The following is a 12,839-nucleotide window of genomic DNA, read 5'->3' as shown; positions in this document are numbered from 1 at the left end:
ATGCGCAAGCTCGGTCACCGCTCGCCAGCGGTGACCGAGTCGGTGGATACGGTTCAGACATCCCACATATTGCGGTTTCTGTTCTCTGTGTTCTGGTAGCTTTCGTTGGCCGTACGGACTGCCTCGGCCGCGGCCTTGAGCGCCACCTCCATGTTCTTCTCCTGCTGGTCCCAACGGACCTGACTAGCGTCGAAGAAGGACTTCGCACCCTGACCGTCGCCGCCGTCCTCCCAGGCACCCGCGAACGTCGTCCGAATGTCGTTGTAGAGCTGGCTGGTGATCTGGTCCATTTGATTCACCACACCAATGAGGGCCTCCGTTTGCGCAGCCATTCGACTGAAGTTGACCTTCGTAACGTCAGGTGCAAGACCGTCACCCACGGTGATCTCCTTTTGTGTATGTTGAAAAATGGACGAGCCTAGGCGCGCACGTTGATGGCCTGGTCGACCGCGTTCGAGTTGACGGGGACGTCACCGAGCTGGATGTTCTGCGCCTCGGCTTCGGCGCTCTCGTAGTTCTTGCTGTTCAACCTGATCGTGTCGTAAATCCGCTCGAGGTCGGCGAGGATGATCTTGCACGCCCTATCCCAGTCGCCCATGTGCTTCCGGTATCTGGTGGCTGCCTGCCCATACCACCCACCGTTGCCCAGAAGCTCGTTGACGTGCGACTCAACCCCCTTGCGGAGGCCTTCGATTTTCTGCGCGGCGTCTTCCACCTTGGTGGCAGCGGCCTGGAGCTGTTGTGGACCGGCGGTAAAAGCTGTTGCCATAGCGATTCCTCTTCCCGGGTTCTACGCTTCTCCGCGTAGGTCTAGGGTGCCGAGGCCAAGATCGGCACGAATGCTATCAAAGAGCACGGTAACCATCTCTCGCAACATGACTAACAAGTAGGTAGGTCACGTTTAGGTAACACAATAGGGACGTTCAGACATACATGCAGGTAGATCGTCTGCGACTCCCGTCATACCGTATGTGATCATGGGGAGCGATTCCTGGCGGTTTGCCCCCAAACCGCGCTGATCGCCCAAGGCGGGGGCTAACGTTTGCGATCAGTATGGGGCGAAGGAGATCGCGATGAGCGGACTAGATGTCGACAGCCTGATCAACTGGAGTACGACAGTCGGACCAGGCCAGTCCGAGGTGGCCACCACCGGCTCACCCAGCGAGATACTCCACGACCAGGTCGTGATCCTCGACCCGGCCGCACTCCGCGACTCGAAGGCCGCCGACCCTTCCCAGCAATCGGAGCCCGGTCAGCCGGTAAGCGAACCGGCGAAAGTGGATGACAAGGACAAAGACCAGGACAAAAGTGACGATCCGTCTGACGTCTCCACCTCTCAGGTCACTGAGGACAAGCCGGTCAAGGGCGACCAAGAGCAAGCCGACAACGGCTCTCAAAAAGACTCCGCGGATCAGCAGAAATCCGACCAGAACGATAGCCAAGATCCAGCAGACGAACCCACCTCCGAAAAACCCACCGATTCCAACTCCGAAACACCGGCCGACGCCGGAGACCCAGCCACCCCCGACTCCAGCACCGGCTCACCCACCGACCCCGGAACAAGCGCCCCCGAAACCGGCTCACCCACCGACCCGGAAGCAAGCACCCCTGAAACGGGCCTGCCCAGCGCCCCCGAAACGGGCCTGCCCACCGACCCCGGCGGTGGCCCACCAAGCGGTCCCGGTGGTGGCTCACCCAGCGAACCCGGTGGCGGCCCACCCGGCGGTCCAAGCAGTGGCTCGCCCACCGACCCCAGCGCCGGAACCCCCACCGACCCAAACCTCGGAACACCAGCGGATGCCGAAAAAACCGACGACGATAACCCAGCAAGCCCATACGCCCCCGGCTCCACCCCTGCCGACCAGATCCCCAATTCGGACAAAGACGATAAAAAGCCAAAGGATGATACGCCAAAAGACACGCCTGGCACTCCGGAGGCATCACCCAAGAACGGCCCTGGCAAAGGCACCCCCGGCAGCGGCTCGCCCACCAACCCCACGACCACGGATCCGAGGACCGCGAACCAACCAGAATCCACCAGGCCCAATGCCGGCAGCAATGACCCTCAGACAAAGACGGTCAACCCTCGAGACATAGAGAACATCGCCTACATCGTCATCAACGAAGTCGCGCCTCGGTTGAAACAGGCACAGCAGACAGCGAACACCAACCAGGCGAACTTCTCGACATTCGGTCTCCTCGGCGCCGGCGTTCACCACACTCACAACAACCTCAGGGAGTCACACGCCGGTTACCTGCAGAAGGGCAGCAACCTGCTCGACAGCTGGAACAACAAGCTGAGGGAAACCAAACTGAACTGGCAAAAAACGGAAGACCGCAACATGGCCAAGGAGTGAGAAGCGTATGGACAGCGGGTGGTACTTGTTCGTACCCGCGATCGCGGCAAGCACGTACGCCGCCAAGCTCGTAGGAGGCAAGTCGGCCTACCTCATTCCAGTCACCATCGCCGCCCTCGCCAGCAGCCCATCCGGGCAGGCCGCCCTGGCGGACAAATGGGAGGTCGCCTACAAGCAACTGGGAGACGCGTCCCAACAGCTCACCAAGACCAAGGACTCCAAATACCCGCACGAATGGACGGCCGCGGACAGAACGGCATTCGATGGCAGGGTGAAAGTCCTCCAGGACCAGCTCGAAAAGTCACGCGCCATCGTCTCCGGCACCGGCCAGACCATACGCCAGTCCGCCTTGGCGTCCTGGATATCCCTGCTCTTCTGCACCACCGCGGCCACGATCATGGTGACTGCCGCGATGGCCGCCAACGCGGCGAGCGTTACGGGACCGGCCGGAGCGGTCGCCGGCCGGCTGGCGGCGATGCGCGTCGCCGACAAGGTGCTCATCCCGCTCAACAACATCATGAAAAAGAAGCGCGTTCTGGCGAGCGCGGCGGCTTTGATCCTCGCGGGAGGCACCACCTGGCATTTGGTGCAAGGCCTGGACCTGCGGGGCCAGATCGACCCGCCCACGAAAGAGAAGCCGGACTTCACGCAGGTGAGCCTCACATGGAAGTAGGTGATCAGAGGTCGAGGCGGCGGCGGATGCGGTCGAGCTCGCCCATCACGTCCTCGAAAGTCCGGTTGTAGGCCGCCTCGGCGCTCCTGACCTGCTGCAGCGCGGCCTCGGGATCCTTGACGAAGTTCATCGGGTTGTCCTCTTCCCCGAAGACCTCTCCCATCGCCTCGCTGACCTGCCGCTGCAGATCGTCGGAGGCCTCACGAATGGTCTCCTTCACCTTCTCGGCGAGCTCGCCCGAGCTGAGGCGCATGGCCTTGGGATGGAGGTCGAGCTCCTTCAGCCCCTCGGTCGCGAACTCGACTGTGACCAGGCCGTCCTCATCCTGCGCCCGGCCGACCAGGTCCGCCATGGTCTTCTGGAGCTCTTCCACGCGGGCGAACTGCCCATCGGCGGTCTTGATCAACTTCTCGATATCGATGTTGGCGAAATCCCCGAACTCCTGCACCGGCCACTCCATCCTGATGGGGGAAATGCCCAGCAAAGTAGCGCTTGGAGATCACATGTGCAATCTCCCGAACTGAGGCGGACGGAGATCATCCATCAGCTCGTCCTTGGCGGCCGCCGCGGCCTCCTCCGCGGCGTTGATGGCGGCGAAGATCGCGTCGGCGAGGGCCGTGGCGTCCAGCCGCCGTCTGCTCAACGGGCTGATCTCCAGGCTCACCAGAACGCCCAGGAAGTCGGTGGTGGCCGTGATCCGGCCGTCGTCGGCCTGGCCGGTGAACTGCCGGGCGCTCCACTCCTCCACCCGCGCCTCGGCTCGCTCGGCGACGGCGATCAGCTCGTCCAGCCTGGCCTGCGCATCCCTGATCTCTTCCACGGTTCAATCCCCTCGCAAGACCTGCTGGATATAGGAATCCAGCGGATCATCAGCAGTCGTGGGAGCCGCCAGCCCCTCTGTGACCTCTGTCATCCGCTCGCCCATCGCAACGTGGGCGGCGGCGATCGCCTCGCGGACCGCCTCGGCCAGTTGGACGTGGTCGAGGTCGCGCAGCCCCCGAGGATCGATGGAGAGCCCGAGCAGGCGTCCGACGCCGGACACCTCGGCCCGCACGGCCCCCGTCGAGTCGGTGCCTTCCAGCCTCGCCTCGCTCATCTCGTCCAGCGCGCCGGTCAGCGAATCGAGCCAGGAGCCCACTTCACGCAGCAGGCCGGACAGATTGCCCTCCCCACCCGCGCCAAAGGTGTCGAGCTCTCTCATTTCGCGATCCAGTTGTCCGGGTACGTGATGTCGTCATTGAGCTTGAGGTCTTTGAAGCGCGTCCCATAGTCCGGGTTGCCGTGTTCGTAGAAGGATCCTCTGAGCTGGTTGAGCTTCAGCTCCAGCTTGTTGAGGTCCCCCTCGTAAGCGCTCCAGATGTCGGCGAACTGCTTGACGAAGATGCCGGCCACGGTGAGGAAGGCACCGATCTGCGCCCTCATGGTCAGCTGGGCGACCGGATGAGCGCTCGCGGCCATCAGCGTCCTGAGGATCGGCGCCGTGGTGGCGTACAGACCGAACACCGACATGTCGTACGTGAGGACCTCCTTGCACTGGTTATACATGGCGCCGCTCATATCATCGGAGATCTTGCTGAGCAGGGTGTACAAGTTGTTGATCTTGAACCGGACGTATTGCTGGAGCATCGCGACCGCGTCGCCCTCCCAGTGGTCCACGACCGGGCCGAAGTAGGAGACCCACACGTCCTTCCTGGTTGCCTCCACCAGCCCGGACAGTTCCTTCCACCGTTCGCGGCGGCCGTAGAACAGGAAAGGATCGCCCAGGTTGGCGGTGGCCGCCACGTCCAGGGCCAGCGCGCCGACGCCGACCGCGGAAAGCACCATCGCTTCCCTGGTGGTCTGGCGCAGCGGATTCAGCGCGGTGATCAGATTCTTGTAGAAGCCGGGGTTGGTGGGCGGAGTTGGCGTGACGGTTATCCGGGTGCGCCCAGGATTGGCAAGGCCAGGCTTCTGTGGGGGCACGACCCGCCCAGGCGGCTCCTGCGGGGGCATTGACACGGCGCTCCTCAAGCGGTCTTGATGGTGCCGGCCTCTTCGGCCGCCTCGTAGTTGTTCGCCGCCGCAACCAGCTTCTTACTGTCGGTTGTGAGCAACTCGGCGAGGAGGTCGGCGCATTCTTCCCAGGTGTCGGTGACGGTGTTGACGCGGCCGACGAACTTCAGGCCGATGGCAGGGATGCCGACGAAGGGGACGAGGTTCCAGCCCTCGAAACGAGGCGTGGCCCGTGCGATGGAGTCGATGGCATCGGCGGAGCCGGCCAGGTCGCCGGCGAACTTCCTCACGATGCCCACCTGGACGCTGTAGCCGTCCGTGCCGGTGCTCGCCGCGGGGTCGGGCTCCACCGGGCGCCTGACGGGCTGGACGACCGCCTCCGTGGTGCCCTGAGGTCGCAGGCCCGGCGCCAGACATACCGGAGGGGGGCATGGGGGAGTGTGCGGGCACGGGCCGGACACCGCCGGCACGACGGTCGGAGTGCGGGAGGTCGAAGGCTCGTCGGAGGACAAACCAGCCATGGGCTCAGTATGCGACACCTGATCTTCCTACCATCGTTCCCCAGCGCCGCCTACGATTCGTCCCACGTTTTCACTAGGTGACACGAAGATCTTCAACACGACTTAACAAGTACGTAACCGGACGCCCTCCCCCGCGCCATCCGCAGGGCGAATGCGGGCGGCAGGGCGAGCTGGCTCGGGCGGAGGTAGAGCACCTCGCCGTCGAGCTCTCTCATGCCGGGATCCAGTTGCCGTCCAGGTTCTCGATGTTGTCATCGAGTGCGAGCTTGCGCAGGTCTTCGGTCGGGTTGCCAGTCGGGTAGAAGGCGGCCCTGACGCCGTTCATCTTCAGCTCCAACCTGTTGAGGTCGCTCTGGTACGAGCTGAAGACGTCGGCGAACTGCGTGACGAAAGCGATGAGCGCGCCCCCGAACACGCTGAGCTGGGCCCTCAGGGCCGTTCGGCCAACGGGATGGGCACTACTCGCGGCCAGTGTCTTGAGCACTGGCGCCGAGGTGGCGTACAGGGCGAACACCGACGCGTCATACTCGCTGACCTCCTTGAGTTGGCCCTGCATAGTGCGGCTCATCTCGTCGGAGAACTCGGCGAGATAGGCATACAGCTCGTGGATGTTGAACCTGATGTACTGCTGGAGCAACTCGACCGAGTGGCCTCTCCAGTGCGGCGCGATATCGTCGAAGTAAGAGCGCCACATGTCTGTCCTGTTCCCCCCCAGCAGGCCGGACAGCTCCCTCCACCGGTCTCGGCGGCCGTAGAACAGAGCAGGGTTGCCCAGGTTGAGCGTAGCCACCACATCCAGCGCCAGCACGGCGATGCCCACCCCGGACATCACCATCGCTCGTCTGCTGGTCTGGCGCAGTGGGTTAAGCGCGGCGAGCAGATTCTTGAAGAATCCCGGATCGGTGCGCAGCGGCGAGATCGTGTGGCTACTCGTGACGGCGCCGTGGCGGTTGGCGAGGTAGATCTTCACAGGACCTGTCGGCACCTGGGGCTGGCTGGGCACGAACAGCCTCGGTTCGTTCGAGGGCATGGACATCAAGATCCTTAGACGGTCTTGATGGTGCCGGCCTCTTCGGCTGCCTGATAGCGCCGCGCCGCTGTGGCTATCTTGGCGCTGTCGGTTTTGATCAAGTTGGCAAGCGTGTCGGCGCAGTCTCGCCACAGGTCGGTGATGGCGTTGAAGCGGCCGATGAACAGCAGACCGCTGATGGGAATGCCGCCCATAGGGATGAGGTTCCAGCCATCGAAACGAGGCGTGCTCTGTTTGACGGCGTCGACAGTATCGGCGGAGAAGATCATGGTGTCGGCGAATCTCCACAGGGATCTCGTGTGGACGCTGTAGCCGTCCGTGCCGGTGCTCGCCGCGGGGTCGGGCTCCACCGGGCGCCTGACGGGCTGGACGACCGCCTCCGTGGTGCCCTGAGGTCGCAGGCCCGGCGCCAGACATACCGGAGGGGGGCATGGGGGAGTGTGCGGGCACGGGCCGGACACCGCCGGCACGACGGTCGGAGTGCGGGAGGTCGAAGGCTCGTCGGAGGACAAACCAGCCATGGGCTCAGTATGCGACACCTGATCTTCCTACCATCCTTCCCCAGCGCCGCCTACGATTCGTCCCACGTTTCCCCCCGGTCACCAGGGAATCTTCAACACGACATACAAAGCATGTAACCGGATGCCCTCCGCTGCGCCATTCACGGGGCGAATGCCGCTCAGCCGGACAGGCCGCGTACCCAGGTGTAGACCTCGAGCACGCCGAGCGCGAGGGGGAACAGGGCGGCGATCAGCATCAGGTCGACGATGTCCCCCGCGCGCCCCCAGAACGGGGACGGCTTGCCCGACGGGAGCCAGACGCCGAGTCCCATCGAGATCAGCGCAGCCCAAAGCAGCGCGATCACCAGCACGGCGGCCATGACGCCGCCGCTGCCCACGCTCAGCGAGATCGCCAGCATGGACAGCCCGGCCACACCCGACAGGAGAAGCCACAGCCGTTGTCCCACCCCCGCGAACACCCGGGCCCGCAGGAACACCGTCAGCGACAGCACGGCGCTCATGGTCATGGACATCCAGTGGCCGTCGAGGACGAGGAAGAGGTGCGTCGCGATGGTGGCCAGTGAGATTCCGACGACCATGCCGGTGCCGTATTTCCTGGCCTGGACGGTGCGCTCCTTGATGGTGGGGGCGTCCAGCAGTTGGTTGTCGTTGCGTAGTTCCTCAGACGTTGTGGGCATCGTGGGCAGCGGCAGCCGCGCGAGGCGGAAGGCTAGGGTCGGGATGAGCGGGCTGAGCGCCAGCAGGATGGTGGCGGTGATGGCGGCGACCCCGGCGGCGGGCAGTCCGAAGACCATCACCACGGCCGCGCTCACCGCGCCGGCGACTGAGGCGATGGCCGTCCCGAGGAAGCCCACCACTCCGTCGGAGATCAACGTGCCCGCGAAAGTGGCCACCAGCGCCGTACAGGCCAGGGCGGCGAGGAGGCTGGGTGCTCCCGGTTCGAGCACGTTCACGGCCCCGGTGGGCGCGAGCAGCCCGCCCAGGAAGCCGTACGGGAGGGCCGCGTAGCCGACCGGGACACCCGAGGAGGAGTCGCCCACGGCCCTGGACATGATGGCCCCGGTGATGACCAGCAACAGGGCGAGGGCGCCCGACACGATGGCGGTCACCGTCCATGGCGGCCCCGCGAGCACCAGGGCCAGTGGACCCGCGCAGAGCAGTGCCGCGGCGGCGCCCAGGCCCATCTTGCGCGTGTGCCCCTCCCCCCAGACGCCGGCCCGCTCCTTGACGCCCGTGGCGACCAGGTCCGCCACGTCGTCGTACAGGGCGGGTGGCAGGGCGAGCTCGCTCGGGCGGAGGTAGAGCACCTCGCCGTCCAGCACGCCCAGCGCGGCGAGGCTCCGTCCGAGGTCGAGCGGCGGGCCGCCGAGCCTCTGGAGCACCCAGCCGGGAGCCGCGGCGAAGTCACCGCCGACCTCTCCGACCGCCCGCAGCAGTCCGGGCAGGACGTGCGGTAGCGGGATGTCGACCGGCAGCGACAGGTCGGCCCGCTTGCGGGGCGCCACGATCGTCACGTGGCATAACGGCGGCAGCGGTGCGGCCACCTGGGGCAACGCGCCCTGAGGCGGCGCGCCCTGCGGTATGGGGCCGTGATGGCCTTGAGCCAGCTGCCTCACCCGTACTCCTTTTCCCCATATGTCACATGACAGGATGAAGATATAGGGCAACGGGTGATCGCGTGCTTCTGGTAAGAAAGTCATCCGACCCCCACAGGAGGCAGTCCCAGGGTGAGCATCGTCATCGTGCGGCGCCCCGAGCGCCGGCCCAGTCCCAAACCGCCTCGCGGCGAGATCCTGCTCGAGTCCCCTCCGGAGATCCCCGAGGTCCAACCCCAGGGCATGATGGCGGTGTTGACCTATCTGCCGATGGTGGCCGGCGGCGCCGCCATGGCGCTGATGTTCACCGTGGGCGGCAACAGCAACCCGCTCATGTACGTGGCCAGCGGGTTGTTCGCCTTCTCCATGGTCGGCATGACGATCGGCCAGATGGCCCGCCAGGCCGGCGAGCGCAAGCACCGCCTCAACGGCCTGCGCCGCGACTACTTCCGCTACCTCTCCCAGGCCAGGAAACGCTCGCGCCGGGCGGCCAAGCAGCAGCGCGAGTCCCTGGAGTGGAGCGGGCCGGCGCCCGAGTCACTGTGGTGGGTCACGATGAGCCAGCGGCTCTGGGAGCGCCGCCCACGCGACGAGGACTTCAGCACCGTACGCCTCGGCACCGGCGTGCAGAAGCTGGGCATCCAGCTCGTGCCGCCGGACTCCAAGCCGGTCGAGGACCTCGACGCGCTGTCGGCCGGAGCGCTGCGCAGGTTCGTCCGGGCCCACTCCACGGTCTCCGAACTGCCCGTGGCGGTGGCTCTCGGCTCCTTCGCCCGCATCAAGCTGAGCGGCGACCCCGGCGCCGTACGCGATCTGGTCCGGGCGATGATCGCGCAGATGACCGTCTTCCACTCTCCCGACGACATGCGGATCATGGTGTGCGCCTCCGGCGACCTGATGCCCCAGTGGGACTGGGTCAAGTGGCTGCCGCACGCCCTGCACCCTGAGGAGATGGACGCCGCCGGTCAGGTGCGGCTGATGGCCGAGGACCTGGGCGACCTCGACCGCCTGGTCGGCGACGAGCTCAAGGAGCGGGCCCGGTTCCGGCCCGGCTCACCCTCGGACGCCCTGCCGTACCACATCTTGATCATCGACGGCGGCCACGTGCCGCACGACTCGCAGCTCGCCTTGGACGCCATCCAGGGCGTGACCGTGATCGACCTGTCCAACGGCGCCGGCGTCGTGGACGAGCAGAGCACGCTGCGGCTCGACATCCAGCCCGACGGCTTCTTCATGGTCAAGATCGACCACGCGGGCAAGCAGAGCGCCACCCGGCTGGGCGACCCGGACAAGCTCGACTACCTCCGCGCGGAGGGGCTGGCCAGGCAGCTCGCGCCGCTGCGCCTGTCGAGCGGCGTGAGCGGCGGCGAGGTGCAGGACGTGCTGGCCGCCAACACCACGCTGACCGAGCTGTTGGGGGTCGCCGATCCGACCCTGCTCGATCCGGGGCAGACGTGGCGTGCCCGGCCCGCCCGTAACAAGCTGCGGGTGCCGATCGGGATCGGCGCCGACGGCCGGATCGTCGAGCTGGACATCAAGGAGTCGGCGCAGGGCGGCATGGGCCCGCACGGCCTGGTCATCGGCGCCACCGGCTCCGGCAAGAGCGAGCTGCTGCGCACGCTGGTGCTCGGTCTGGCCATCACCCACTCCTCGGAGATCCTCAACTTCGTCCTGGTCGACTTCAAGGGCGGCGCCACGTTCCTCGGCCTGGACACCCTGTCGCACGTCTCCGCCGTCATCACCAACCTCGAGGACGAGCTGCCGCTGGTCGACCGCATGCACGACGCCCTGCACGGCGAGATGGTGCGCCGGCAGGAACTGCTGCGCGCCGCCGGCAACTACGCCTCGCTGCGCGACTACGAGCGCGCTCGCGAGCAGGGGGCCAACCTGGCGCCGATGCCCACCCTGTTCGTGATCCTGGACGAGTTCAGCGAGCTGCTGACGGCCAAGCCGGAGTTCATCGAGCTGTTCGTGATGATCGGCCGGCTGGGCCGCTCACTCGGCGTCCACCTGCTGCTGGCCTCCCAGCGCCTCGAAGAGGGGCGGCTGCGCGGCCTGGACACCCACCTGTCCTACCGGATCGGCCTGCGCACCTTCTCGGCCATGGAGTCGCGCGTGGTGCTGGGCGTGGCCGACGCCTACGAGCTGCCGTCCGCGCCGGGCAACGGCTTCCTGAAGTTCGACACCAGCGGCATGACCCGGTTCAAGGCCGCGTACGTCTCCGGCGCCTACCAGGGCGATCTCCATCAAGGTGGAGACGCCGACGGCAGCACCGCGATCCGCAGAGTGGTCGAATACACCCCGGCCTTCGCGCCCATCCCGAAGGCGAAGGAGCCGAAGCCCGAGATCACGGCGGGCGAGGAGAAGAGCGGCCCGCAGGTCAGCCTGCTCGACATCGTGGTGAAACGGCTGGAGGGGGCCGGGCCGGCCGCGCACCGGATCTGGCTGCCGCCACTGAGCGACCCGCCCACCCTCACCCACCTGCTGCCGCCGCTGTCGGTCACCCCGGAGCTGGGACTCTCCACTCCGGGCTGGCCGGGGCGCGGCGGGCTGCACGCGGTGGTGGGCATCATCGACCGGCCGTTCGAGCAGCGGCGCGACCCGTTCTGGCTGGACCTGTCGGGCGCGGCCGGGCACGTCGGCGTGGCGGGCGGCACCCAGAGCGGCAAGAGCACCGCGCTGCGCACGCTGATCACCAGCTTGGCGCTCACCCACACGCCGCGGGAGGTGCAGTTCTACTGCCTCGACTTCGGTGGCGGCTCACTCGCCGCGCTCGACCAGCTGCCGCACGTCGGCGGCGTCGCGACCCGGCGTGACGCCGAGCGCGTGCGCCGTACGGTGGCGGAGATCTCCGCCATCCTGCGCGACCGTGAGCGGATCTTCGGCGAGCAGGCGATCGACTCGATCTCCGCCTACCGGCGGCAGGTGGCCGACGGCACCATCGAGGGCGACGGCTGGGGCGACATCTTTCTCATCATCGACGGCTGGCTGACCATCAGGCAGGAGCACGAGGCTCTGGAGGGCGTGATCACCGACTTCGCGGCGCGCGGCCTGGGCTATGGCATCCACGTGGTGGCGGCGACCAACAAGTGGTCGGAGTTCCGGCCCGCCATCCGGGACCTGTTCGGCACCCGTATCGAGTTCAAGCTTGGCGACGCGTACGAGTCCGAGATCAACCGCAAGGCCGCGATGGCCGTGCCGGAGGGCGTGCCTGGCCGCGGTCTGACCAAGGACGGCATGCACTTCCTGTCGGCCCTGCCGAGGATCGACGGAGTGCAGGACGCCGAGGACATGTCGGCGGGGGTGCGCTCGCTGGTGCAGGGGGTGCGCGACGCCTGGCGGGGTCCCACCGCGCGGGAGGTGCGGCTGCTGCCGGCGGTGCTGCCGGCGGCGTCGTTGCCCGGCCCCGACCAGACGGGCCCCAAGCGCATCCCGATCGGCATCGACGAGGCCACGCTCTCGCCGGTCTTGATCGATTTCGAAGCCGACCCCCACATCGCCGTGGTGGGCGACACCGAGAGCGGCAAGTCGAATCTGCTCCGGCTCATCGCCGAGGGCGTGGTGGCCAGGCAGACGCCGCGCGAGGCGATGCTGATCGTCATCGACTACCGCCGGACGCTGCTCGACACGGCGGTCACCGAACATCGCATCGGCTACGCCGCGTCGAGCTCGGCCGCCGCCGAGTTGATCAACAACACCCGGGCGGCGCTGCTCAAGCGACTGCCTCCCGCCGACCTGACACCTGACCAGCTCCGGAGTCGCAGCTGGTGGGAGGGCTCCGACCTGTACATCGTGGTCGACGACTACGACCTGGTCGCCGGCAACACCAACCCGCTGCTCCCCCTGGTCGACCTGCTGCCCCAGGCCCGCGACATCGGACTGCACCTGGTCCTGGCCCGCCAGATGGGCGGCATCGGGCGAGCCATGTACGACCCGATCATCTCCAAGATCAAGGACCTGGCCAGCCCCGCGGTCGTCCTGTCCGGCAACAAGGACGAGGGCTACGTGTTCGGCAACGTACGCCCGCAACCGCTCCCGCCCGGCCGGGCCTTCTACGCGGAAAGGCGCTTCGGCGCCCGGCTGACCCAGACCGCCTTCCTGCCGCCGCCTGAGACGGCCTGACGGTCGCCATTCATCCTGATCTACCAGA

13 protein-coding genes are annotated in these 12,839 nt (G+C 66.7%); 3 read left to right on the top strand and 10 right to left on the bottom strand.

The window, feature by feature from the left end; all coding sequences use genetic code 11:
• Positions 1 to 53 precede the first annotated feature (53 nt).
• The gene (locus AC5L3X_RS19165; RefSeq protein WP_494858486.1) at positions 54 to 380 is read right to left on the bottom strand and encodes a WXG100 family type VII secretion target; all 327 of its coding nucleotides are present in this window, start codon (positions 378 to 380) and stop codon (positions 54 to 56) included.
• Between the two features lie 38 nt (positions 381 to 418).
• The gene (locus AC5L3X_RS19160; RefSeq protein WP_494858485.1) at positions 419 to 769 is read right to left on the bottom strand and encodes a WXG100 family type VII secretion target; all 351 of its coding nucleotides are present in this window, start codon (positions 767 to 769) and stop codon (positions 419 to 421) included.
• A 304-nt stretch (positions 770 to 1,073) separates the two neighbouring features.
• Here AC5L3X_RS19160 and AC5L3X_RS19155 point away from each other — a divergent pair, with 304 nt between their 5' ends.
• Positions 1,074 to 2,357: a hypothetical protein gene (locus tag AC5L3X_RS19155; protein ID WP_494858484.1), complete on the top strand. Its 1,284-nt coding sequence runs from the start codon at positions 1,074 to 1,076 to the stop codon at positions 2,355 to 2,357.
• Positions 2,358 to 2,364: 7 nt separating this feature from the next.
• Positions 2,365 to 3,030, top strand: a complete 666-nt coding sequence (locus AC5L3X_RS19150) for a hypothetical protein (RefSeq protein WP_494858482.1) — start codon at positions 2,365 to 2,367, stop codon at positions 3,028 to 3,030.
• 4 nt (positions 3,031 to 3,034) lie between these two features.
• Here AC5L3X_RS19150 and AC5L3X_RS19145 read toward each other — a convergent pair whose 3' ends face one another.
• The 8 genes from AC5L3X_RS19145 to eccD all read right to left on the bottom strand — a co-directional run bounded on the left by AC5L3X_RS19145 (position 3,035) and on the right by eccD (position 8,710).
• Positions 3,035 to 3,478 (bottom strand): YbaB/EbfC family nucleoid-associated protein, encoded by a 444-nt coding sequence (locus AC5L3X_RS19145; RefSeq protein ID WP_494858481.1) that lies wholly within the window; start codon positions 3,476 to 3,478, stop codon positions 3,035 to 3,037.
• Positions 3,479 to 3,529: 51 nt separating this feature from the next.
• The gene (locus tag AC5L3X_RS19140; protein WP_494858479.1) at positions 3,530 to 3,850 is read right to left on the bottom strand and encodes a YbaB/EbfC family nucleoid-associated protein; all 321 of its coding nucleotides are present in this window, start codon (positions 3,848 to 3,850) and stop codon (positions 3,530 to 3,532) included.
• Positions 3,851 to 3,853: 3 nt separating this feature from the next.
• Complete coding sequence (locus AC5L3X_RS19135) at positions 3,854 to 4,231, bottom strand: YbaB/EbfC family nucleoid-associated protein (protein ID WP_494858477.1); 378 nt, start codon at positions 4,229 to 4,231, stop codon at positions 3,854 to 3,856.
• Positions 4,228 to 5,022 carry a hypothetical protein gene (locus AC5L3X_RS19130; protein ID WP_494858475.1) on the bottom strand — a complete coding sequence of 265 codons (795 nt, stop codon included), beginning with the start codon at positions 5,020 to 5,022 and terminating at the stop codon, positions 4,228 to 4,230. Before AC5L3X_RS19130 ends, AC5L3X_RS19135 begins: the two co-directional genes overlap by 4 nt.
• Before the next feature lie 14 nt (positions 5,023 to 5,036).
• Positions 5,037 to 5,372, bottom strand: coding sequence for a hypothetical protein (locus tag AC5L3X_RS19125; protein WP_494858473.1), 336 nt, complete (start codon positions 5,370 to 5,372; stop codon positions 5,037 to 5,039).
• A 382-nt stretch (positions 5,373 to 5,754) separates the two neighbouring features.
• The gene (locus tag AC5L3X_RS19120) at positions 5,755 to 6,513 is read right to left on the bottom strand and encodes a hypothetical protein (protein ID WP_494858472.1); all 759 of its coding nucleotides are present in this window, start codon (positions 6,511 to 6,513) and stop codon (positions 5,755 to 5,757) included.
• A gap of 74 nt (positions 6,514 to 6,587) precedes the next feature.
• Entirely contained in the window at positions 6,588 to 6,923 is a 336-nt protein-coding gene (locus tag AC5L3X_RS19115; protein ID WP_494858471.1) for a hypothetical protein, read from the bottom strand.
• A gap of 329 nt (positions 6,924 to 7,252) precedes the next feature.
• Positions 7,253 to 8,710, bottom strand: a complete 1,458-nt coding sequence (gene eccD, locus AC5L3X_RS19110; RefSeq protein WP_494858470.1) for a type VII secretion integral membrane protein EccD — start codon at positions 8,708 to 8,710, stop codon at positions 7,253 to 7,255.
• A 111-nt stretch (positions 8,711 to 8,821) separates the two neighbouring features.
• On the opposite strand from eccD, the gene eccCa reads away from it, so the two are divergent.
• Entirely contained in the window at positions 8,822 to 12,811 is a 3,990-nt protein-coding gene (gene eccCa / locus AC5L3X_RS19105) for a type VII secretion protein EccCa (RefSeq protein ID WP_494858468.1), read from the top strand.
• Positions 12,812 to 12,839: the final 28 nt, after the last annotated feature.

It is taken from the genome of Nonomuraea sp. CX421, assembly GCF_059358955.1.
This window is presented reverse-complemented; position numbering and strand designations above follow the sequence as displayed.